Origin of the sequence: Gluconobacter vitians (assembly GCF_015244565.1) — a bacterium.
Lineage (GTDB): Bacteria > Pseudomonadota > Alphaproteobacteria > Acetobacterales > Acetobacteraceae > Gluconobacter > Gluconobacter vitians.
On sequence record NZ_JABCQG010000012.1, the window covers coordinates 1 to 21141 of the forward strand.

The following is a 21141-nucleotide window of genomic DNA, read 5'->3' on the forward strand; positions in this document are numbered from 1 at the left end:
CTCAAGGAGTGGCGTGCAGTCGCGACCAGATACGAAAAAACAGCGGCGTCATTCCTTGCCGTCATACACATCGCTGCTGCTGCAGACTGGATCAAGTGCTAACAGGCCCTAGGATTTTTCCAGCAGGGCCTTGCAGCGCATCCAGGACATGCGGTCGCGGAAAATGAACAGGACATAGTAATCCAGCTCGCGGCTGCGGGTTTTTGTGGTGCGGGTATAGAAGGGATAGACGTCGAACGGCCCCTGAAGCCCGGCGGGTGCGGGTTCGGACGGCAGGATGCAGTTGACCCGGAACAGGGGCATATAGACCGCATCGTCCCCGGGGTTGCGCCGCACATGCCATAGATTGCGCCGGAACTTCTTCAGCCGTTCGGGCAGAAGAAAGACCATCGATTTCTCGATGAATCCTTCTCCGAAATGCTCCGGCCGGTAATACCGCATATCCTCGGGCATGTTGCAGAAATGGGGATGGTCCTGAACGATCATGAACCATCCTTTACGGCATTGTGCCTGCCGTTGGGAGAGGTGCTCCGGTGTCTCAGGCCTTATTCGGCCTGAGCATTTTCCGAAGACGCCTCGTCAGCAGCCGGACCTGCGATTTCCGCAGCGGCACGGCGCAGGATGGCCACGATCCGCCGCAGTTCTTCCGCATCTGCGCCACGGCGGGATTTCAGGGCGGTCTTCAGCGCAAAACGTGCGTCATGGAATTCCTGTCCCAGTGTCGGGTCGAGGTCGTTGATGCCGGTGAAGGCGTCACGCACGTCCGCCATACGGGCACCGATCCGGCTCATGATGTCGAGGATGCGGGCGGCCTCCTCTTTGTTGGCTTCGTGATGCGCCTTTCCCTCTTCCGTCAGGCTGTAGAGCTTGCGGTTGCCTTCCTGGGTAACGGCGGCCAGGCCGGTCTCTTCCAGATAGGTGAGGGACGGGTAGATCACGCCGGGGCTGGGCTTGTAGAAGCCACCGGACCGTTCTTCGAGGCGCCGGATCAGCTCATAGCCATGGGCAGGGGCCTCTGCGAGCAGGGCGAGAATGACGAGCTGAAGCTCATCGGCTGTCAGCTTGCGGCCGCGTGTGAAGCCTTCGCTCCCCAGATCGCCGCCAAAGCCCTTGCCGAACCGGCCACCGGAGCGTCCACCCCCCATTCTGCTTCCGGGGCCACCACGTCCGCCGTGCCGACGGCCGAACTCGCCCTCGCCGCGGTCCATGCCGCGATGACGGCCACCGCGCTTTTCGCCACGGCCTTCGCCACGCTCTTCGCCTTCTGCGACGGGACGTCCCATGCGGGAAAGACCACGGCGATGGCCGCGATGGGGGCGCTGTCCGGCATCCGGACGGTCTGTGTTGAAGCGGTCAGTCTTGTGTTTGAACATTGTGTTCTCCTATTCGATATATCGAACGATATAGTATCTTAAGATATATCTTCAAGAGGAAAATGCAGCCGGATAATTTTTCCCTGAAGCCCTGTCCCTGCGGCAGGGGTGCCAGCATGAACTCCTGTTTACGTGCCCGCCCATAGCCGCGACGGCCTGCGGCTGGTATCGGGCAGGGATGGGTAGCCCGATCTCTCTTCCTCCCGATCCGGAACTGCGTCGCACGCTGCGACAGCTCGTACCCTGGCGCGCCGCTTTGACGATTGGCGCGATGCTGGTGCTGGTGGCGGCCCTTCAGCGCCTGCCGTTCATTCATCACCTGCTGGAAAACGCGCCGCACTGGCACGAGACACCAGGCGCGCCGCTGTGGTTCCTGCTGCTGGCCGTGCCCTACAGCGCGTGCGGACTGCCGCGTCAGGCGCTCTGTGTGGCGGCAGGGCTGGCCTTCGGGTTGTGGGGCGGGCTTGTCCTGTGTTCGCTGGCCTATATGCTGGGGGCGGTTCTGGCCTATGGATGGGCGCGGGCGCTGGCTCCGGCCGCATTCCGGGCCCGGCTGCATGACAGGCTGGAAGCGGATTATACCGCTCTTGCCCGAACGCTCCATGCAAGGCCTTTCCGGGCAGTCCTGACACTGCGGCTGATGCCGGTGGGGTCCGCCCTGCTTGTTTCGACGGCGGCGGGGCTGTTTGAGCTGCCGTTGCTGCCATTTTCAGTCGCGACGTTTCTCGGAGGACTGCCCCAGACACTGATCTTCGTTCTGGTGGGATCGGGAACGCGGATCGGGCATGTCCTTCAGTTGGGGCTTGCGGGAATCCTGTTCGTCGTGTCCGGTGTGCTGGGTGCCGTTCTGCTCCGGCAGCATGGCCAGACCGTCCCAAAGGACAACGCAGACACTCCGGCTTCCTGAAAAAAGCTTCCCACCACGCAACCTGAATTGAACAGGCAGACGCGCATGACAGACCAGAACATGACATTCAGACGGGGAGATCCCCTGCCCGCATGGCTGCCGGTTCTGCTGGGAATCTTTACGGCTGTCGGGCCCGTCTCGACGGATGTCTACCTGCCGGCGCTGCCCGAAATGGAGCGTCAGCTTCATACGGCTGCGGGCTCGGGAAGTGCGACGATGGCGGCCTGGGTGATCGGGCTGGCCATCGGACAGATCACCATCGGCCCGATTTCCGACCGGTTCGGTCGCCGCTGGCCGCTGCTGATCGGGATGCTGGGTTACACGCTGGGCGAAATCGGCTGTGCACTGGCGCCGAGCATGACGTTCCTGTGCATCTGCCGCGTTTTTTCCGCCATCATGGCCTCGGCCGGACTCGTGGTGCCAAATGCCTGCATCCGTGACCTGACGGAGGGTGACGCCTCCTCGAAAATGATGTCCCGTCTGATCGTCATTCAGGGTACCGTTCCAATTCTGGCGCCCATGCTGGGCGGTTTTGCGCTGAAATTCGTGGACTGGCGCGTTATTTTCTGGGCCACGGCCGTCTATGGCGGGATCTGTACGCTTCTGCTGATGACGATTTTCCCCGAGACCCTGGCACCACATGATCGGCGGGATCTGCGACCCGTCTCCATCATCGAACGCTATATCTATATCCTGCGGACCCGTAGCTTCATCACGAATGGTCTGGTCTGGAGCTTCCTGGGCTTCGTGACCTTCACCTATCTGACGGCCGCTCCCATGCTGTTCGAGGACGTGTTCGGCATGTCGCCGTTCCATTACGGCATGCTCTTCGGCCTGTTCGCGATCTGCATGATCGGCGCATCTGCCATCAACGGGCAGTTCGTGGGACGGGTCAGCACAGGCCGGATGCTGTTCTCCGCGCTGGGTGTCAGTCTGGCAGGCTGTGCCATCCTGCTGCTGCTGGCGCTGGTCTCGAACTATGATGTCGATCCGCAGGGCCATATCAAGGCGATGTTCCTGTGGCCGCTTATTGTCGCGCTCATCATCACGATGGCGCCCACGGGCATTATCGGTCCGAACTCCATGGTGGGCATTCTTTCCGAACAGTCGGACCGCGCCGGATCGGCCTCGGCTCTGGCGGGAACGATGCAGTATCTTTTCGGTGCCGTGGCCAGTGCCCTGTTCGGACTGGTGCCGTCAGGGACCGCCGTTCCCATGGCGCTCTTCCTGTGCTTTGCTTTCGTTGCGGCCATGGGGTTTGCCCTGCTGCGCCCCAACCTGCCTGCCGTGGCAGAACCATCGACCCATTCCTGAGACAATATCCGTCATGAGGGCCCTGCCATGAAAGCCTTGCTTGTCGAAGACGATGCCGCCATCGCCCTGGTGGTCGAGACGGTTCTGGTGCGCGAAGGCTGGAACGTGCGCCATGTCCTGGACGGTGCTGCGGCGCTGGAAGGGGATGAGGCGCCGGACCTTTTGGTGACGGATTTGAACCTGCCCGGCGCACAGAACGGTCTGGAAATCGCGCATCTGCTGCGCGAGCGTCGCCCGCAGATGGCCGTCGTGCTCATGTCGGGCGACTATGAAGAGAGCGCTATGGCACCGCAGGGCATGGCCGTCCTGCCCAAACCGTTCCGCAAAGCAGGGCTTCTTGCGGCCATCAAACAGGCCCAGGAGCAGGCTCAAGGTTAGGCGTCCGGCGCAATCCGGACTTGAGTCGGGGGGGAGAGTCCCCTACATGCCGCGCTGTTTGCCATGACCAGATGAAAGCAGTGCCGCCATGTCGTTTCAGGATCCCCAGCCCCTCGATCTCAAGAACTACATTCGCGAGATTCCGGATTTTCCGAAGCCGGGCATCCTGTTCTACGACATCTCGACCCTGATCCGCTCGCCCGATGCCTGGCAGGTCGCCACCGCCCGTCTGGCCCGCGTGATCGCCGCCTGGCAGCCGGACATCCTGGCTGGAATCGAGAGCCGCGGCTTCCTGACAGCCGCTCCGCTCGCCCTGCGTCTGGGCTGCGGCTTCACGATGCTCCGCAAGCCGGGCAAGCTGCCGGGCAAGACCATTTCCCTGAAATACGGCCTCGAATACGGCGAGGACGAACTGCACATCCAGGCCGATGCCATCAAGCCGGGCCAGCGCGTCGTGGTGCTGGACGATCTTCTGGCAACGGGCGGCACGCTTGCGGCTTCCATCGATCTTCTGCGCAAGGTCGGGGCCAAAGTCGTGGGTGCTTCCGTGCTCATCGAACTGGCGGACCTGAAGGGCCGTGAGAAACTGGACGTTCCGCTGAACGCTCTGATGACATACGACGAATAAGGAAACACCAGATGTCGGGCACCTCTTCCGAACGGATTTCCACGCTGTGGCAGACACGGTACCGCACGCCGGCGCCGAAAACCCTGCCGGACAACGCGGTGCTCGACCTGCTGCTGTCACATCATTCGGTCCGGGCCTATCTGCCCGACGCCCTGCCGGAAGGCACGCTGGAAGCCGGTATCGCTGCGGCGTCCTCGGCCGCTACGTCCAGCAATCTTCAGGTCTGGTCTGTCGTGGCCGTCGAAAATCCGGAAACGCGCGCCCGACTGGCCGAATTCTGTGGCAACCAGAAGCATATCGAGGTTGCGCCCCTGTTCCTGGCCTGGATCGTCGATCTGGCCCGGCTGGAGCGGATCGCCGAGCGGGCAGGGATGGGGCATGAGGCGCTCGACTATCAGGAGACGTTCCTCATGGCGACGCTCGATACTGGGATCGCTGCCCAGAACGCCGTGACTGCGTTCGAATCCCTTGGTCTGGGTACAGTCTATATCGGCGGCCTGCGCAACCATCCTGAAGAAGTCGCCAGTCTCCTGTCTCTTCCGCCACGTTCGGTCGCGGTCGTCGGGCTCTGTGTCGGTAAACCTGATCCCGCTGCCCAGAACGGCTACAAGCCGCGTCTGGGACAGGATGTCGTCCTGCACCGCGAGCGTTACAGCACGGAAAACGAGGCCGAAGGAATCGCAGCCTATGATCGCATCGCGGATGACTACCAGAAGGAACAGGGCCTGACCTCCCGGGCCTGGTCGGAAACGGTGGCAAAACGGGTAGACAGCTTCAAAGGCCTGAGCGGACGACACGTCATGCGCACGGTCCTGCACAAGCTCGGCTTTCCGCTCCGCTAAACGTGAAGCCCGGGTATGGAAAAGAAATTCCTTTTCCGTCGAAGTTTTAAAGAGGTTAAAGATCTGTTTTCTAGGGATTTGATGCAATTACTGGAAGCTGAAAATAAATCTTTTCTACGAAAACTTCTCATATGAAATATGCAAAGCAGGTTTTATTTTGAGCTTGCTTCCCAGCCAAATGTTCAGGCATATTCTGAGTGCAGCTGTTTTTCTGGCTGGAGAATATCGCCGATCGCTCATTCGCGTGATCGCACCTTCCCTCTCTGAAAAAACTGATTACGTGAATGTTTGCGCGTAAAGCTGCGTTATCAAAGGAGACCTGCAATGGCGACAGGTACAGTAAAGTGGCTCAACGCCACGAAGGGCTTCGGTTTCATCCAGCCCAGCGACGGCACCACAGACGTTTTCGTTCACATTTCTGCTCTCGAAAAAGCCGGGTTGCAGAACCTGAATGAAGGCCAGCAGGTCTCTTACGAGATTGAAGACGGCCGTAACGGACGCAAGTCCGCAGGAAGCCTCAAGGCGCTCTGAAGAAATGGTGGCTTCGGCCACCATTTTTCGTTTCAGGCACTTTTCCACGCCATCGCTTTCGCGCCGACGCACGGTATAACAGCGGCTCTGATCTGCTGTGCCGGAGCCGCGCCCTGACTTTTACCCTTCCTCCCGAACTTCCCGTCACGGCCATCCTGCCGGAGCTTCTGGCAACATTGGAGACGCAGCCCAACGCTGTCCTCGTCGCCCCGCCCGGGGCGGGCAAGACGACGCTGACGCCGCTCGCGCTTCTGGATGCGCCCTGGCTCGGAATGCAGCGCCTCATTCTTGTGGAACCCCGGCGCGTGGCGGTTCGTGGTGCGGCGTCGCGCATGGCGTCCTCGCTGGGTGAAAAGCCGGGCGGCATCGTGGGCTTCCGCACCCGCACCGATTCCGCCATGTCCGTCAGAACACGCATCGAGGTCGTGACCGAAGGGCTGCTCCTGCGCCGCCTGCTGACTGATCCGCTGCTCGATGGTGTGGGTGCGGTGCTGTTCGATGAAGTGCATGAACGCTCGCTGGATCTGGATGCGTCGTTGGCGTTCTGTCTGGACATGCAGCGCGAAATGCGGCCGGATCTGCGGGTTCTGGCCATGTCCGCCACGCCCGATGGCCGTGCCTTCACGACGATGATGAACGCCCCGCTGATCGAGAGCGAAGGCCGCCAGTATCCCATCGACATCCGCCACACCCGCGACATTCCCCATATGCGGGACCTGCCCGAAGCCTGCGCCCGCGCGATCCGTCAGGCTCTGGCGGAAGAAGACGGCGACATCCTCGCCTTCCTGCCCGGCGTCGGCGAAATCCGCCGCACACAGGCGCTTCTGGAGGGCACGGTTCCAGTCTTTCCGCTGCATGGCGAACAGACCACCGAGGATCAGGACCGCGCCATCGCCCCGTCCGACACGCGCCGCGTCGTGCTGGCGACGTCCATTGCCGAAACCTCCGTCACCGTTTCTGGCGTGCGGATCGTCGTCGATGGCGGCCTGCGCCGGGCCCCACGTCTTGATCCGAATACCGGCCTGTCGCGGCTGGAAACGCTGAAAATATCGCGTGCTACCGCGACCCAGCGCGCAGGCCGTGCGGGACGGCAGTCTCCGGGCATCGCCATCCGCCTGTGGTCGGAAATGACGCAGCGCAGTTTGCGCCCTCAGGACGCGCCAGAAATCCTCGTCGCCGATCTTACGGATTTCGCGCTCGTGACGGCCGCATGGCAGGAGGTCATGGGGACAGCGCCTGACAATCTGCCGCTGCTGGATACACCTCCGTCCGGTGTGCTGGCCGGTGGGCGAGAACTGCTGCGCGATCTCGGGGCGCTCGATGACGCCAACCGTATCACCGTACTCGGCAAGCGCATGGCGTCTCTCGGCACGCATCCGCGTCTGGCCGCGATGCTCTGCGCGGCCCGGAGCCTGCCGGAGCGTGTGACAGCGGCCTGTCTGGCGGCCCTGCTGGAAGAGCGTGACCCGCTCCGTCCGCGCCCGAACCGTCCTTCCGGCCCCGCGCCGGGCGCCGATATCCGCACACGGCTCGCTTTATTCGAACGCGACGATCCCCGCGCGGATCGCGCCAGCCTGTTCCATATGCGTCAGTCCGCCAAACGCTTCCTGCGCCGCATGGGAGAGCGGGACGTGCCGCTCGCACCCCTGCCGGACCACGCAGGCGCGTTGCTTGCTGCCGGCTTCCCGGATCGTGTCGCGCAGGCAGCGGGCGAACTCGGGCGTTTCCGGCTGGCAGGCGGGGGGAGTGCCCGCGTTTCAGCCAATGATCCGCTGGCCCGCGAAAAGCTGCTGGCCGGTGCGGCATTCCATACGCGGACCTCAACGGAAATCACGCTCGCAGCCCCGCTGGACGCTGAAAATTTGCCGCAGACCCTGCTGGACCGGACCCGCGAGCAGGTTGAAACGACGCTGGACGGCACCTCCGGCCGCATCATCGCCCGCCGCAGGCTCCGTCTGGGCGCGCTGGTCCTGCGCGATCGCAATGGCGAAATCAGCCCCGAAGAAGCCCAGAAGCTCCTGATACAGCAGGTCGCCGCGAATCTGGCGCAGGCTCTGACCTGGACAGAGGCCGGGCGCCAGTTCCAGGCCCGCGTGGCCCATGCCCGCGCGACCTATGCGCCCCATCTGCCGGACATGTCCGATGACGGACTGGCTGCGTCGCTCGACTGGCTGGAGCCCTATCTGGCCGGGTGTGACCGCCTGTCGCAGGTCAAGGCGCTGGACCTGCTCTCCATTCTCCGCGCCCGTCTGGATTATGCCGATCTCGCCGCGCTGGACCGCAAGCTCCCGCCGCGTCTGACGCTGAAAGCCAGCACGCACGACATCGACTATACCGGCGCGGTCCCCACGGTCTCCGCCCGCGCGCAGGCTTTTTACGGCACGGCCCAGACGCCGCAGCTTGCCGATGGGCAGCTTGCCCTGCAATGCGCGCTCCTGTCCCCGGCCGGGCGTCCGCAGGCGATCACGGCCGATCTGGCGGGATTCTGGAAAGGAAGCTGGGCCGATATGCGCCGGGACATGCGCGGACGCTACCCCCGTCACGACTGGCCCGAGGATCCTGCGACCGCTGAGCCCCCCAAACCGCGCCCGAGGCGTTGATTCGACGCGATCTTTGCCATGATCTTAGGATGTGGAACAATTCTGTGTTAGCAGCATGGCTATGACGATGTTCCTGTCCTGTTTCCCATGAACCGCGCCCTGCAGGCTGCTGCGATCGGTGCCGGAACAGCCACTGTCGTGACGGTGGGGCTGATGCTGGCTTTGCGCGGCCATGGGAATACTGTGCAGCCGGTCCCGCATCCTGCGGAACAGCCGCAAAAACCGCTGGTCATGCAGGCGCCCGCGCCGAAAATGCTCCCGACGATCATCCCCGATCGCACGGTCGCGGGCGAAAACACGGACGCGCAGGGCATCCCGACACAGCCCGCCGTTGTTCCTGCGCCTGCGCCCGCTCTGCCGCCGCTTCTGGTCAAATACGGTCCGCTGAGCTTCGCCCCGCTGGTGCGGCAGGTGATCCCGGCGGTCGTCAACATCGCCATTACGCAGAACAGCCCGGACGGGCACGACCACATCCCGCCCCAGATTCGCGGCACTCCGCTCGAAAAGCGTTACCGGGACCGAATGAAGCGTCAGCAGGAAGAAATGGTTGGCGCCGGATCGGGCTTCATCGTCGATCCGTCCGGCATCATCGTCACGAACCGCCATGTCGTGGGCGGCGCGGACAAGGTCGTGGTCTCGCTGTCCAACGGGCATGAAATGCCGGCGCGTCTGCTGGGGGCCGATCCACTGACGGATATCGCGGTCATCAAGGTCGACAGCCCCGAGCCGCTTCCGCACGTCACCTGGGGTGACAGCCAGCAGACCGATATCGGGGACTGGATTCTTGTCGCGGGCAATCCGTTCGGGTTCGGGTCGTCCGTGACAGCGGGCATCGTTTCGGCGGTCGGGCGCGATCTGGGGATCGGCTCGCTCGACGATTTCATCCAGCTCGACGCCCCGATCAATCCTGGCAATTCGGGCGGCCCGGCCTTCAACATGCGCGGACAGGTCGTGGCCGTGAACGCTGCCATCGTAACCCCGGCGGGCGGTTCGGTCGGGATCGGTTTTGGCATCCCGTCCGAAATCGTGGCCCCGATCGTCGCGGAAATCGAGGCGACCGGCCATGCCGAGCATGGCTGGCTCGGCATCACGCTCGATGACAGCGATACGACCATCGGTATCGCCGGTGTCGATAATGGTGGCCCTGCACAGAAGGGCGGTCTGCGACGCGGGGATATCGTCACACAGGTAGATACTGTGCCTGTCACCAGCGCGCGGATGTTGCTGCGGAGTATTGCGGCGGCCCGTCCGGGCGTGGTTCTGACATTCCGGATCCAGCGGGGCAAACAGTCCCTGACGCTGCCCATCCATGTCGGCGCGCGTCCCCGCGATGCCGATGACTGAGCCGCCATCCGGCAGAAAAATCCGCATGGGACTGTGTGGTGTCTTTCTGCTGGGTGCTCTTGCCGGATGCAGCGCCGTTCCCCCGTCACATGATCGCAGCGGCTACCGGGATGGACCGTCGGAAGCGTCCCCGTTCTCATGGGGCCCGATCAGCGCGTCCTCCCTGCGTGACGCGCAGCAGGACGATTTCGACAACGCCATCCCGCGCTAGGCAGAGCTTTTCTGTAACAAGCGCCTTTGACGGCTCCGGCCAAGCCGGTATTCTTCCGCACGGGAACGGCAAGACTGCGTTCGGAAGGAAGAAAGACAACGATGCGTATTCTGCTGGTCGAGGACGATCCGACTGTCCGTGCTTTCGTGCTCAAGGGCCTGCGGGAGGCCGGGCATGTCGTTGATGAGGCGGATAATGGCAAGGACGGCCTGTTTCTGGCCGTCAGCGAGAATTATGACGTCGTGATCCTGGACCGGATGCTGCCTGGCGGCATTGACGGTCTGCGGATTCTGGAAACCCTGCGCGGGCAGAAGAATGCCACGCCGGTCCTGCTGCTCTCGGCGCTGGCGGATGTGGACGAGCGTGTGGCCGGTCTCAAGGCCGGCGGCGACGACTACATGACCAAGCCTTTCGCTTTCTCCGAACTTCTGGCGCGTGTCGAGGCGCTGGGCCGTCGTGGCCGCCCGGAAAGCGCGCCGCAGACGCGGCTTGTGGTTGGCGATCTGGAAATGGATCTGCTGTCCCGCACCGTCAAACGTGGCGGCGAGAAGATCGACCTTCAGCCCCGCGAGTTCCGCCTGCTGGAGTTCCTGATCCGTCATGCCGGGCAGGTCGTGACCCGCACCATGCTGCTCGAGCGCGTGTGGGACTATCATTTCGATCCGCAGACCAACGTGATCGACGTACATGTCTCGCGCCTGCGCCAGAAAGTGGACAAGCCGTTCGACAAGCCCATGATCCACACGATCCGCAATGCCGGCTACATCCTGCGGGCGGACTGATTGTTGATGCTGCGGCGCAAGGTCCGCTGTTTGGGACTGGTCCTGAAACGGCGCCTGCGCTGGCCGATCCGTTCGGCCGGACTGAACTTCGCTCTGGCTTATGGCCTCGTCTTCGTGATTTCGGCCGGGGCGTTCCTGTCCTTCATCTGGTGGAATACGACCGGCCAGCTCGACCATCAGGTTGAGGTTGCGGTACAGGTCGATGCCGCCGATTTGTCCCATCGCTGGGCGCAGGGCGGTCCCACCGCGCTCAGCCTCGCCATCCAGGACCGGCTGGACCAGAACGTCGATGACGACGAACTGTATCTTCTGGTCGGTCCGGATGGACGGAAATATGCCGGGAACCTGCCGGGCTGGCCTGTCGTCATCACCCGGCTGGATACGTTTTACGAACTGGCCATCAAGCGCGATGGGTTCCGCACCAACGCCAAGATGCACGCCTATCCCCTGACACATGGCTTCCGGATGATTGTCGGGCGCGATGTCCGCGGGCGACAGCTTGTCCGGCACGTCCTGACCGATACGCTGATCTGGTCCTGGATCATGGTGACATTGCTGGCAGCCGGTGGCGCACTGGCGATCCGGCGGATCTTCCGGCAGGTCGTCCGCTCCATCGCCCGCACTACGGCGGCCGTCGCGCAGGGCGATCTGAGCCAGCGCATCCCGCTGACCGGCAATGAGACGGATCTGGTGGGTCAGACCGTCAACACCATGCTGGAGCGGATCAACCGCCTGATGGATGGCGTCAAACAGGTCTCCAATGCCATCGCCCATGATCTGCGCACCCCGATCGCCCGCGCCCGCGCGCGCCTTGAGGACGCCAACCGTACTGCCACCTCCGCCGAGGAGCTTCACGCCGCCATCGACCGCGCAGTCATGGATCTCGACCGGGTCACGTCGATTTTCGAGGCTCTGCTAAGAATCGCTCAGCTCGAGGCCGGGGCCAGACGGGCCGCCTTCACGGTTCTGGACCTGCGCCCGTTGCTGGAAGGGCTGAGCGAACTTTACGAGGCCTCTGTCGAGGATGCAGGCCTGCGTCTGGTCTTCAGGGCAGGGCCGGTCCAGCCGGTCAACGGTGATCCGCACCTGCTGCAACAGGCCGTGGCCAATCTGCTGGACAACGCCATCAAGTTCGCCCCGCCCGATACGGTCATTACCCTTTCGGTGGAGATGCGGGGTGATCGTCTGGCGATTACGGTTGCAGATCAGGGGCCGGGGATGAACGAGGACGATCTGAGCCGTGCTTCAGAACGCTTCTTCCGTGCCGAAACGGCACGTAACACGCCGGGTGCCGGGCTGGGGCTTTCGCTAGTGCAGGCTGTCATGAGCCTGCACGGCGGCTCCCTGGAGCTGAAAGCCGGACAACCGGGTCTGTCTGCGACCCTCCTGCTTCCGGTCGTGCCTGTCGTATCAAAAAAGGGATGACGGAAGTTTCATTCACGCCCCACCCTGCGCTTAGCAGGAATAGGTTACACACGCCGTGATGCGCGTCTTCCTTCCTTCACCGACCGTTCTACCGGCCTTCTGCCTGCTCGGCTGTCTGGCTGCGTCACCGGCATTGCGCCCGGTTCAGCACCAGCCGTCGGGACGTTTGGATGACGCCATTCCGGTGACGTCCGAAAACGCGGAATACTGCGCTCGTCTGCGCAAAAACGTGGATGCCCGGCTGGCCGCTCCGCCCGCCGCCATTCCGCTAGGAATCATGGAAGACGCCCGCCATCTGCGCGCGCAGGGAGACCTTCTCTGCACGCAGGGCCATGTCCGCGCCGGGATCGAACGCCTGCGCCGCGCGTTGGTTCTGCTGAAACACGCTCCGGAACCGCGCTGACGGCATTTCGGACGTCCTCAAGACACCTGTCCTCAGGAGACCTGATGATCCGTTTTTCCCTGACCCGGCCTGTTCCACTTCTGGCGGCTGCTCTGGCCTTTTCTCCCATCGCCCTGTCCGGAACAGGCGTATTTTCCACCGCACAGGCAGCCGACATGCAGCAGAACACCACCCAGCTTGATTTCAGCGTCATGGGCACTGCCCATGCGGTCCCAACGGAACTGACGGTCCGCCTTTCCGTCCGCTCCGACAGCTCGTCTGCTGCTGCGGCCCAGAAGGACGTGAACACCCGAATGGCTGCTGCCATGAAGCTGGCGGGCGGTCAGGACGGAATCGTGGCGAAGGCAGGCGGATACTCCATCTACGAAAACACGCCCGAGCATGGTCCCAAGAGCTGGACGGCCCGGCAGGAGCTTGAACTCAGCGGACAGGATTCCGTGCAGCTGCTCGGTCTGGCCGGACAGCTTCAGTCGCAGTCCCTGATGCTGGAAGGCCTCGACTGGTCTCTCGACGATGCCACCCGGAACAGGCTTTTGCAGGAAGCCCGGACGGAAGCCTTGAAAAAGGTCCGCTCCCAAGCCGAACAGAGTGCGCAGACCCTGGGCCTGCGCCTTGCGCGCCTGAAGGAAGTCCGCATTTCCTATCAGGAACCGGGGCCGCGTCCCGTAATGCTCATGGCGGCGCGTATGGCCGATTCCGCACCGCCGCAGCGTAGCCCGGATGAACAGACCCTTCGCGTGAATGTCTCCGTGCAGGCGGAACTGTCGCCATGAACCGTCCGTGGCCGGAGCATTGCAGATCATGGTGACGGTCTGGTTCGACGGCGGCTGTCCGCTCTGCCGGCGTGAGATCGCGCTAATGAAACGGCTGGACCGGCGTGGTGCCATCCGCTTCATCAATCTGGATTCGGCCCAGGGCTGCCCGCTGGACCGGGCCACTCTGCTGGCCCGGTTCCATGCCGAGGAAGACGGGCATCTTTACGAGGGTGCCGCTGCCTTCGCCGCCATGTGGCGCGCCATTCCCCTGCTGCGTCCTCTGGGGCTTGCAGCCCGAAATCCGATCGTTCTGGCCGTTCTGGAATGGGGATACAAAAAATTCCTGCACATCCGTCCGCTGCTGCAGCGCCTGACCCGCAGGCTGGAAGGCTGAACCGCACAGCAGGACAGGAAAACGGAGGATTTTAAGGGTTTCTTAGGAGGCGTCCGCTACGACGGAAAAAAAAGGAGCCTTCATGCCCAACTCTTTCCGTTTGCTGGCGCAGGACATTCTCGCTCTTGGTGAGGCAGGCGACATCCCGTCTGCGCTCGAAAAGCTGCATGAAGGCATCCAGACCCTGCCTCAGGATCCCCATTCCACGTTTCTGGCAGGATGTCTTTACGAACGCTTCAAAGACTGGCCGCAGGCGCGTAGCTTCTATCTCAAGAGCCTGCACCTGAATGTACAGGCCCCGAGAATCTGGCATCGTCTGGGGATTGTCTGTCTGGAAGCCGGCGATCTGGACGGTGCGGAACGGGCGCTGAAAGTCGCGATCCAGCAGAAGCCTTCAGAAGCCCCCTATTACGTGGATCTCAGTCTGGTTCAGGCTCGCAAGGGACTGTTTGAAGACGCCCTTGAGAACGCCGTGACCGGCAATGCGCTCTGTCCCGATCATGTCCCGGCCATCAATAATATCGCGCATGCCCTGCAGTGCCTTAACCGGAGCGAGGAGTCGCTGCCGTATTATGACAGGACCATCGCGCTGGATCCCGAAAATGGCGTCTGTCGTTTCGGACGCGCGGTCAGCCTGCTGAAAACCGGAAATTTCGATGCGGGATGGCGGGAGTATGAATGGCGCTGGCGCTGCTGCCAGATCCCGCGCACGGACCTCACTATCCCGCAATGGGAAGGGGAAGACCTGAACGGCAAGACCATCCTGGTTCATCACGAACAGGGCTACGGCGACACACTCCAGTTCATCCGCTTCGTACCTCTGCTCAAGGCGCGCGGGGCCACGGTCGTGGTGCAGGTGCCCATCCCGCTGGTCAGGCTTCTGGAACGGGTGGAAGGGATCGATCAGATCGTCTCGGTGCTCGATCCCGCGCTGCATCTGGATCTGCACTGCCCGATGGTTGGCCTGCCATTCCGTCTGAAGATGACACCATCCACAGCGCCCGACTGTCCATACCTGTCCGTTCCCGCCGAAGAGCAGGTCCGGGAAGGAGGCGCACTTCGCCAGAGCCTGACAGAAAACACGGAGCGGCCCGATCTGATTGTCGGGCTCGTCTGGAACGGTGATCCACGGTCACATGATCCTGTCGCCACACAGATTGATCGCCGGCGGAGCGTCCCTCTGGAGAAACTCGCTCCCCTGATGGATGTGGGCGGCATCCGTTTCGTCAGTTTCCAGTTGGGCATGCCCAAAAACCAGATTGCCGAAACGGGCCTGCCCGTGATCGACGTGACGGACGGGATCACGGATTTCGCCGATACGGCGGCCCGGCTTTACGGTGTGGACCTGCTGATCAGTGTGGACACATCCATCGTCCATCTGGCTGGCGGGCTCGGCCTGCCGGTCTGGATGATCTCACGCAGCGATGCGTGCTGGCGCTGGGGCGAAACCGCCACGACGACGCCCTGGTATCCGAGCATGCGGATCTTCCGCCAGCCCCGTTCGGGGGACTGGGAAAGCCCGGTTGCCGAGATCGCAGGAATGCTGCGGCAGTTTGTCGCGCTCTATCGGGCGAATCTCGAAGCCGAGGCCGCCTGACGGACAAGCATAAAAAAACCGGCCGATCCCGAAAGGGCGGCCGGTTTTTCATGTGCGGGCTGAAAGCGCCCCTTAGCGGGGTGCGATCACCATCAGCATCTGGCGGTTTTCAAGGCGGGGCATCTGCTCCACCTTCGCCTTTTCTTCGACTTCCTGGCGGATACGCTCAAGCATCTTGATGCCGAGCTCCTGATGGGCCATTTCGCGGCCCTTGAAGCGCAGGGAAATCTTGACCTTGTCGCCTTCGTCAAGAAAGCTGTGAATGGCCTTGAGCTTGGTCTGGAAATCATGCTCGCCCGTACCGGGACGAACCTTCACTTCCTTGATCTCAATGACCTTCTGCTTCTTGCGGGCTTCGTTCTTCTTCTTCTGCTGCTCATACTTGAACTTGCCGTAGTCGAGAATCTTCACGACAGGAGGAACAGCGGTCGGGCTGATTTCCAGAAGGTCGAGACCCACCGAAAACGCGCGCATCAGGGCGTCGCGGGTCGTCATGACACCCTGCATTTCGCCTTCTTCGTCAATCAGACGAACCTGCGGAACACGGATTTCCTCGTTGACGCGCGGTCCTTCACGGGTGGGCGCGGCCTGCATCGGCGGTCTAGCTATGGTCAGCTCCTGTCATCAGTTTCTCTCGGGTCCGGTCACCGGCATCCGCCTTCACGAAGAAAGGCGGGATACGGCCATTTCCGATCCCGTTCCTTCTGCACATAGTCCTGCCTTACGCCCGGTGCAAGGGGATTACGTTCAATCCTTTGCAAAGCGCGCGATGTCGGGAGCCTGAGCCTCTTTCGCAAGCGCTGCAACGGCGTCGTCGAGCGACAGGATCTCCTGTGCCGCGCCGCCCAGACGGCGCATAGCGACCTTGCGCTCCTCGGCCTCGCGGCGACCCACGACAAGGATGACCGGAACGCGCGCAAGGCTGTGTTCGCGGATCTTGGCGTTGATCTTGTCGCTGCGGGTGTCGGTCTCCACCTGGAGTCCCGCGGCCTTGAGCGTTGCCGCGACTTCATTGGCGTAATCGGCGGCGTCGGAGACGATAGACGCCACGACAACCTGCGTCGGTGCCAGCCAGAGCGGGAACTTGCCAGCGTACTGCTCGATCAGGATGCCGATGAAGCGCTCGAAACTGCCGAGAATCGCGCGATGCAGCATGACCGGTCGGTGACGGTTGCTGTCCTCGCCGATGTAAGATGCGTCCAGACGCTCCGGCAGGACGTAGTCCACCTGAAGCGTGCCGCACTGCCAGTCACGGCCGATGGCATCCGTCAGCACGAATTCCAGCTTCGGACCGTAGAACGCGCCTTCGCCCGGATTGTACTCGTATTCGACGCCCGCAATCTCACAGGCCTTCTTGAGCGAGCCTTCTGCCCGGTCCCACACCTCGTCCGAACCCGCACGCGTTTCCGGACGGTCGGAGAACTTCACGCGGAAGCTGTCGAATCCAAGGTCGGAATAGACCTCCGCCAGCATCTTCACGAACTTCGCGGTCTCATCCGCGATCTGGTCGTCCGTGCAGAAAATATGGGCGTCGTCCTGCGTGAAGCCGCGCACGCGCATGATGCCGTGCAGCGCGCCCGACGGCTCGTAACGGTGGCATGCGCCGAATTCCGCCATCCGCAGTGGCAGCTCACGATAGGAGCGCAGGCCGTGACGGAAGATCTGCACGTGGCACGGGCAGTTCATCGGCTTGAGGGCAAGCGTCTTGTCCTCGTCCTCGACGGTCGCGACGAACATGTTCTCGCGATACTTGTCCCAGTGGCCCGAAGCCTCCCACAGGGCGCGATCCACGAGCTGCGGGGTGCGGACTTCCTCGTAGTTGTTCCGCTCCTGCGCGCGACGCATGTAGTCCTGCAGGACCGTGTACAGGCGCCAGCCCTTGCGGTGCCAGAAGATCTGGCCGACGGCTTCTTCCTGGATGTGGAAGAGGTCCATCTCGCGGCCGATGCGGCGATGGTCGCGCTTTTCGGCTTCCTCAAGGCGCAGGAGATGGGCGTCCAGCTCTTTCTTGTCGCGCCAGGCGGTGCCGTAGATGCGGGTCAGCATGGGGTTGCGGTGGTCGCCGCGCCAGTAGGCCCCAGCCACGCGCATCAGCTTGAACGCCGTGCCAACATCGCCGGTCGTGCGCAGATGCGGGCCACGGCACAGATCGAGCCATTCACCCTGACGGTAGATCGAGATCTGCTCGTCTTCCGGCAGGTCCTGAATGAGCTGTGCCTTGAAGTCCTCGCCCTTTTCTTCAAAGAAACGGATGGCTTCGTCACGATCCCAGACTTCACGGACGAACGGCGTATTGGCCGCCACGATCTCGCGCATCTTGGCTTCAATGGCCGGGAAGTCTTCCGGGGTGAACGGCTTCTCGCGGGAGAAATCGTAATAGAAGCCGTCCTTGATGCTCGGTCCGATCGTGACCTGCGTTTCAGGCCACAGGGACTGCACGGCCTCGGCCAGAACATGCGCCGCGTCATGGCGGATCATCTCCAGCGCGTCCTCATCCTTGCGGGTGATGAACTTCACGGACGCATCGCTGCTGATTTCGGTGCCGATATCGACGGGCTTGCCGTCCACTTCCATCGCCATGGCGGCTTTGGCGAGACCTGGCCCGATGGAGGCCGCGATCGTCGTGCCCGTCACCGTCCCGTCGAATGTGCGGACGCTTCCGTCGGGGAGTGTGATGGCGGGCATGGAGATCGCTCCTGTGCGAGTGGGGACGGCAGATCGCTCTGCCGAAAAACGAACCGGTAAATGGCCTCAATCCCCGCCGCGCTGCAACCCCCAGACGGACAGACAGTCCGTTTTCAGGTCGCTTTGTCCATCTGGAGCACGAGCGGCGGGACATTGCCGGGATCGGACTGCCGGCCTTCATCCCATCCGCAGGTCAGATAATGGATGAGCGGCCAGATCCCGTAATAGGCGTCCTGCGCCACGTCCGGGTTGTTCTGGGCATAGAAAACAGGATCGAACATCCGGTATTCGTGCTGCTGCCCGTCCTCCAGTGGCCGGTGTGCGACAAAGCCGGACGGGATGCTGAGGGGCGGATGCGGAACGTTGTCGCCTGTGCCCAGAAGGATATCCGGATCGACACCCAGTTCCCGCAGGCGCTGTGCAATCATCGGCGCATAGATATCCGGTGCCAGCCTGTAGCCGGCGAGAAAATCCTCGCGGCTGGCATTGAAATAGTAATGCAGATGCGTGCCGTCTTTCGGGTGTTCCAGCGGGGAACCCGTTTTGGCCGCATCCAGCTTCTGCCGCGCGAAGCGGCGGATTTCTTCATAGTCCGGGCGATTGTGCAGATGGAGATGCACGAACGGTGTGCGCACGTAACGCTCGGGATAGATGCTCTGCGGGTTATGAAACCCCCGGTCCAGACTGACGATTGTCTGCGCCCGGAACAGCCCGCGCCGCACGATCTGGGGTCTGTAGTAATCGGGTGCCAGCGGAACATTCAGCAGAAGCCGGTCCGTGATGAACGTGGCGTTTTCCTGCACCAGATAATCGAATTGCCGCCGGATGACTTCGGGATCGAGCGAAAGCTGATCCAGAAAGACCGTCAGGAATTCGTCGCAGTCCAGTGGGACGGCAAAATCGTACGCATCTTGTGCATCCCACTGCCGGATGATCCCGGCAATGACGTCCCCCTTGTGCAGGAAATCCGTGGGAGACGCATGATCCCGGACGATCCGCACCCCTTTGTCTTCATACCGCGTCTGGATGTCCAGAACTGTCGGATCGGTCGAGCCATTGTCGATGATTGTCAGATTGGAGAAGCCGAAGATTGCCGCGTGCCACAGGATCCATGGCTCCAGCAGGGCCGCCTCGTTCTTCTGCATCATGACACAGCGGACCCGGGTCATCGGGAGAGCATCGCTTCCATGCAGGTCAGAACCCTGGATGTTGGCAGCATTGCCAGATCGGGCACCCCAATCAGGTCCGTCCGGCCTGCCGTGGGCGTGAGGGGAGCGGTGAGGCGTGGGTCACTGTCAGGACCGAAGAGCGTGATGCAGGGCGTGTCCATCGCGGCAGCCAGATGCATCGGTCCGGTGTCGTTCCCGATCACGATCTGCGCCCGGTCCAGTACGCCAGCCAGTTCCAGCAGCGTGGTCCGGCCCGTCAGGTCGAGGGCGGTGGGGCAGAGGCGCAGGATGTCCTGAGCCAGTGGTACTTCGCCCTGTGTTCCTACGATGACCGGGCGGATACCCTTTTCCGCAAGCGCATTGGCGATCTCGGCGAAGCGTGACGTGGGCCAGCGTTTCTGCGGACGATGGAATGCTGCACCCGGAACGAGCACGGCATAGGGGGCTGCAATTTCAGGCCCATGTCCCTCAAGCCAGCGTGGAACACTGCGGGGCAGGGGTGTGACACCGGCGTCATGAAGCTGGTCGTCCAGACGGGCCAGCGTATGCATGTCATTGCGGGACGGATTGCCGTGCGGATGGCAGCAGCCATCCGAGATACCGGACCAGTGCTCGGGTCGTCCTGCAAGGCGGAAATAGGTTTTCGAGCGGCCGGAGGTCTGAAGATCGAAGACCCGGTCATAGCCGCGGAGCTTTTTTGACAGCGCCCACAGTCCTAGCAGGTTGGCCAGGGACGGGCGGTCATCCGTGAGGATTTCGTCGAACCACGGCGCGGCGCGGGCCAGATCCACGAAGGGCGCGGTGGTCAGGAGGGTCAGTGTGGCGTGGGGAAAAGCGGCCCGGATGGACGCGAAAGCTCCGAATGCCTGAACGAAATCGCCCAGGGCGCCGAGCTTTATGACAAGAATGCGACTCATGCGCCGACTTTAGCAGGGTGTTGCGGAACGCCAACCATTCCCGGTTGCCGTTCCGCAAAGAAATCCCGGACGTGGGATTTCGGTCCTTATGCCAAGGGCATGTCAGGCCGTCTTGTCGACGCCCTGCGGTGCGGCCTGTGCGCCACCCTTGGCGACCACGACCATGGCCGGCTTCAGCAGACGGCCCTTGAGCAGCCAGGCCGGTGTCCAGGACTGCATGACATGGCCCGACGGATGCTGGTCGGACGGCTGTTCCGCCATCGCCTGATGCAGGTTGGCGTCGAACGGCTTGCCGGTCGGGTCTTCGCAGGTGATGCCGTGGCGTTCGAGGATGTTGAGGAAGGAGCGTTCCGTCCCCTCGATCCCTTCGCGCAGCTTGGTGATGAGCGTATCCTCGCCTTCGGTCTTCGGCGGCAGGGACGCCAGGCCGCGCTGCAGGTTCTCGGCAGCCTCGACCACGTCACGGGCGAATTTCTGGATGGCGTACTGGCGCGCATCCTCGATGTCGCGCTTGGCGCGGGCGCGGATGTTCTGGCTTTCGGCTTCGGAACGGACCCAGCGGTCCTTCAGTTCTGCGACTTCGGCTTCAAGAGCCTCGATCCGGGCTTCCGGCGTGGTTTCTTCCAGCGTTTCACCGCCGGTCTCGTTCATGCCCGGAGTCTCATGGCCGGAGGTCTCGACGCCCTGTTCAGGCACGTCGTGGGCCGTTTCCGGCGATGCGTTGTGGTCTGTCATGTCACGACCTTCTTCTATGGGACGGGCCATCATGCGGCCCCGTACTTCTTCAGGAGATAACGCTGATTGTCTCAAAGACAAGGGTTGCGCGGTCGCATAGCGACGCATCATGTCATTGAAAAGCCTATTTTCCGCCATCATGGATCATGGG

22 protein-coding genes and 1 pseudogene are annotated in these 21141 nt (G+C 62.6%); 16 read left to right on the forward strand and 7 right to left on the reverse strand.

Going from position 1 to position 21141, the window contains the following annotated elements; all coding sequences use genetic code 11:
- Positions 1 to 102 (forward strand): annotated as a pseudogene (locus HKD24_RS09910) (IS5-like element ISMex42 family transposase); the annotation flags it as partial.
- Between the two features lie 6 nt (positions 103 to 108).
- Here HKD24_RS09910 and HKD24_RS09915 read toward each other — a convergent pair.
- Complete coding sequence (locus HKD24_RS09915; RefSeq protein ID WP_024716682.1) at positions 109 to 486, reverse strand: hypothetical protein; 378 nt, start codon at positions 484 to 486, stop codon at positions 109 to 111.
- A gap of 59 nt (positions 487 to 545) precedes the next feature.
- Positions 546 to 1373 (reverse strand): PadR family transcriptional regulator, encoded by an 828-nt coding sequence (locus HKD24_RS09920; protein ID WP_194260159.1) that lies wholly within the window; start codon positions 1371 to 1373, stop codon positions 546 to 548.
- Positions 1374 to 1551: 178 nt separating this feature from the next.
- Between HKD24_RS09920 and HKD24_RS09925 the strand changes: the two genes are divergently transcribed.
- The 15 genes from HKD24_RS09925 (at position 1552) to HKD24_RS09995 (ending at position 15484) form a co-directional block, all read left to right on the forward strand.
- Complete coding sequence (locus HKD24_RS09925) at positions 1552 to 2280, forward strand: TVP38/TMEM64 family protein (RefSeq protein ID WP_194260160.1); 729 nt, start codon at positions 1552 to 1554, stop codon at positions 2278 to 2280.
- A gap of 45 nt (positions 2281 to 2325) precedes the next feature.
- The gene (locus HKD24_RS09930) at positions 2326 to 3594 is read left to right on the forward strand and encodes a multidrug effflux MFS transporter (protein ID WP_194260161.1); all 1269 of its coding nucleotides are present in this window, start codon (positions 2326 to 2328) and stop codon (positions 3592 to 3594) included.
- Between the two features lie 27 nt (positions 3595 to 3621).
- Positions 3622 to 3972, forward strand: coding sequence for a response regulator (locus HKD24_RS09935; protein WP_194260162.1), 351 nt, complete (start codon positions 3622 to 3624; stop codon positions 3970 to 3972).
- An 88-nt stretch (positions 3973 to 4060) separates the two neighbouring features.
- Entirely contained in the window at positions 4061 to 4600 is a 540-nt protein-coding gene (locus HKD24_RS09940) for an adenine phosphoribosyltransferase (protein ID WP_194260163.1), read from the forward strand.
- Positions 4601 to 4611: 11 nt separating this feature from the next.
- On the forward strand, positions 4612 to 5442 hold the full coding sequence (locus tag HKD24_RS09945) for an NADPH-dependent oxidoreductase (protein WP_194260164.1): 831 nt from the start codon (positions 4612 to 4614) through the stop codon (positions 5440 to 5442).
- Between the two features lie 324 nt (positions 5443 to 5766).
- Complete coding sequence (locus HKD24_RS09950; RefSeq protein WP_194260165.1) at positions 5767 to 5973, forward strand: cold-shock protein; 207 nt, start codon at positions 5767 to 5769, stop codon at positions 5971 to 5973.
- 92 nt (positions 5974 to 6065) lie between these two features.
- Positions 6066 to 8573 (forward strand): ATP-dependent helicase HrpB, encoded by a 2508-nt coding sequence (gene hrpB / locus HKD24_RS09955; RefSeq protein WP_194260232.1) that lies wholly within the window; start codon positions 6066 to 6068, stop codon positions 8571 to 8573.
- An 87-nt stretch (positions 8574 to 8660) separates the two neighbouring features.
- Entirely contained in the window at positions 8661 to 9917 is a 1257-nt protein-coding gene (locus tag HKD24_RS09960) for a S1C family serine protease (protein WP_194260166.1), read from the forward strand.
- Between the two features lie 25 nt (positions 9918 to 9942).
- Positions 9943 to 10128 carry a hypothetical protein gene (locus HKD24_RS09965; protein WP_194260167.1) on the forward strand — a complete coding sequence of 62 codons (186 nt, stop codon included), beginning with the start codon at positions 9943 to 9945 and terminating at the stop codon, positions 10126 to 10128.
- A 101-nt stretch (positions 10129 to 10229) separates the two neighbouring features.
- Positions 10230 to 10910 (forward strand): winged helix-turn-helix domain-containing protein, encoded by a 681-nt coding sequence (locus HKD24_RS09970; RefSeq protein ID WP_011252400.1) that lies wholly within the window; start codon positions 10230 to 10232, stop codon positions 10908 to 10910.
- A 6-nt stretch (positions 10911 to 10916) separates the two neighbouring features.
- Positions 10917 to 12335 carry a HAMP domain-containing sensor histidine kinase gene (locus HKD24_RS09975; protein ID WP_194260168.1) on the forward strand — a complete coding sequence of 473 codons (1419 nt, stop codon included), beginning with the start codon at positions 10917 to 10919 and terminating at the stop codon, positions 12333 to 12335.
- Positions 12336 to 12393: 58 nt separating this feature from the next.
- Positions 12394 to 12738, forward strand: coding sequence for a hypothetical protein (locus tag HKD24_RS09980; protein WP_194260233.1), 345 nt, complete (start codon positions 12394 to 12396; stop codon positions 12736 to 12738).
- Positions 12739 to 12782: 44 nt separating this feature from the next.
- Positions 12783 to 13511, forward strand: a complete 729-nt coding sequence (locus HKD24_RS09985; RefSeq protein WP_194260169.1) for an SIMPL domain-containing protein — start codon at positions 12783 to 12785, stop codon at positions 13509 to 13511.
- A gap of 7 nt (positions 13512 to 13518) precedes the next feature.
- A complete protein-coding gene (locus HKD24_RS09990) occupies positions 13519 to 13887 on the forward strand; it encodes a thiol-disulfide oxidoreductase DCC family protein (RefSeq protein ID WP_322783304.1) in 369 nt (122 codons plus the stop codon).
- An 82-nt stretch (positions 13888 to 13969) separates the two neighbouring features.
- Positions 13970 to 15484, forward strand: coding sequence for a tetratricopeptide repeat protein (locus tag HKD24_RS09995; protein ID WP_194260170.1), 1515 nt, complete (start codon positions 13970 to 13972; stop codon positions 15482 to 15484).
- A 72-nt stretch (positions 15485 to 15556) separates the two neighbouring features.
- On the opposite strand, the gene infC is transcribed toward HKD24_RS09995, so the two are convergent.
- From infC to HKD24_RS10020, 5 genes are all read right to left on the reverse strand, one after another.
- A complete protein-coding gene (gene infC, locus HKD24_RS10000; RefSeq protein ID WP_011252394.1) occupies positions 15557 to 16078 on the reverse strand; it encodes a translation initiation factor IF-3 in 522 nt (173 codons plus the stop codon).
- Between the two features lie 153 nt (positions 16079 to 16231).
- Complete coding sequence (thrS, locus tag HKD24_RS10005; RefSeq protein ID WP_194260171.1) at positions 16232 to 18169, reverse strand: threonine--tRNA ligase; 1938 nt, start codon at positions 18167 to 18169, stop codon at positions 16232 to 16234.
- Positions 18170 to 18282: 113 nt separating this feature from the next.
- Positions 18283 to 19338: a glycosyltransferase family 2 protein gene (locus HKD24_RS10010; RefSeq protein ID WP_194260172.1), complete on the reverse strand. Its 1056-nt coding sequence runs from the start codon at positions 19336 to 19338 to the stop codon at positions 18283 to 18285.
- Positions 19335 to 20255 carry a glycosyltransferase family 9 protein gene (locus HKD24_RS10015; protein WP_194260173.1) on the reverse strand — a complete coding sequence of 307 codons (921 nt, stop codon included), beginning with the start codon at positions 20253 to 20255 and terminating at the stop codon, positions 19335 to 19337. Before HKD24_RS10015 ends, HKD24_RS10010 begins: the two co-directional genes overlap by 4 nt.
- Before the next feature lie 102 nt (positions 20256 to 20357).
- On the reverse strand, positions 20358 to 21023 hold the full coding sequence (locus HKD24_RS10020) for a nucleotide exchange factor GrpE (RefSeq protein ID WP_194260174.1): 666 nt from the start codon (positions 21021 to 21023) through the stop codon (positions 20358 to 20360).
- Positions 21024 to 21141: the final 118 nt, after the last annotated feature.

What these genes read in the sequence shown, in the direction of transcription:
- HKD24_RS09915 (WP_024716682.1), bottom strand. Translation starts at nt 486, where the DNA reads ATGATCGTTCAGGACCATCCCCATTTCTGCAACATGCCCGAGGATATG.
- HKD24_RS09920 (WP_194260159.1), bottom strand. Translation starts at nt 1,373, where the DNA reads ATGTTCAAACACAAGACTGACCGCTTCAACACAGACCGTCCGGATGCC.
- HKD24_RS09925 (WP_194260160.1), top strand. Translation starts at nt 1,552, where the DNA reads ATGGGTAGCCCGATCTCTCTTCCTCCCGATCCGGAACTGCGTCGCACG.
- HKD24_RS09930 (WP_194260161.1), top strand. Translation starts at nt 2,326, where the DNA reads ATGACAGACCAGAACATGACATTCAGACGGGGAGATCCCCTGCCCGCA.
- HKD24_RS09935 (WP_194260162.1), top strand. Translation starts at nt 3,622, where the DNA reads ATGAAAGCCTTGCTTGTCGAAGACGATGCCGCCATCGCCCTGGTGGTC.
- HKD24_RS09940 (WP_194260163.1), top strand. Translation starts at nt 4,061, where the DNA reads ATGTCGTTTCAGGATCCCCAGCCCCTCGATCTCAAGAACTACATTCGC.
- HKD24_RS09945 (WP_194260164.1), top strand. Translation starts at nt 4,612, where the DNA reads ATGTCGGGCACCTCTTCCGAACGGATTTCCACGCTGTGGCAGACACGG.
- HKD24_RS09950 (WP_194260165.1), top strand. Translation starts at nt 5,767, where the DNA reads ATGGCGACAGGTACAGTAAAGTGGCTCAACGCCACGAAGGGCTTCGGT.
- HKD24_RS09960 (WP_194260166.1), top strand. Translation starts at nt 8,661, where the DNA reads ATGAACCGCGCCCTGCAGGCTGCTGCGATCGGTGCCGGAACAGCCACT.
- HKD24_RS09965 (WP_194260167.1), top strand. Translation starts at nt 9,943, where the DNA reads ATGGGACTGTGTGGTGTCTTTCTGCTGGGTGCTCTTGCCGGATGCAGC.
- HKD24_RS09970 (WP_011252400.1), top strand. Translation starts at nt 10,230, where the DNA reads ATGCGTATTCTGCTGGTCGAGGACGATCCGACTGTCCGTGCTTTCGTG.
- HKD24_RS09975 (WP_194260168.1), top strand. Translation starts at nt 10,917, where the DNA reads ATGCTGCGGCGCAAGGTCCGCTGTTTGGGACTGGTCCTGAAACGGCGC.
- HKD24_RS09980 (WP_194260233.1), top strand. Translation starts at nt 12,394, where the DNA reads ATGCGCGTCTTCCTTCCTTCACCGACCGTTCTACCGGCCTTCTGCCTG.
- HKD24_RS09985 (WP_194260169.1), top strand. Translation starts at nt 12,783, where the DNA reads ATGATCCGTTTTTCCCTGACCCGGCCTGTTCCACTTCTGGCGGCTGCT.
- HKD24_RS09995 (WP_194260170.1), top strand. Translation starts at nt 13,970, where the DNA reads ATGCCCAACTCTTTCCGTTTGCTGGCGCAGGACATTCTCGCTCTTGGT.
- infC (WP_011252394.1), bottom strand. Translation starts at nt 16,078, where the DNA reads ATGCAGGCCGCGCCCACCCGTGAAGGACCGCGCGTCAACGAGGAAATC.
- thrS (WP_194260171.1), bottom strand. Translation starts at nt 18,169, where the DNA reads ATGCCCGCCATCACACTCCCCGACGGAAGCGTCCGCACATTCGACGGG.
- HKD24_RS10010 (WP_194260172.1), bottom strand. Translation starts at nt 19,338, where the DNA reads ATGACCCGGGTCCGCTGTGTCATGATGCAGAAGAACGAGGCGGCCCTG.
- HKD24_RS10015 (WP_194260173.1), bottom strand. Translation starts at nt 20,255, where the DNA reads ATGAGTCGCATTCTTGTCATAAAGCTCGGCGCCCTGGGCGATTTCGTT.
- HKD24_RS10020 (WP_194260174.1), bottom strand. Translation starts at nt 21,023, where the DNA reads ATGATGGCCCGTCCCATAGAAGAAGGTCGTGACATGACAGACCACAAC.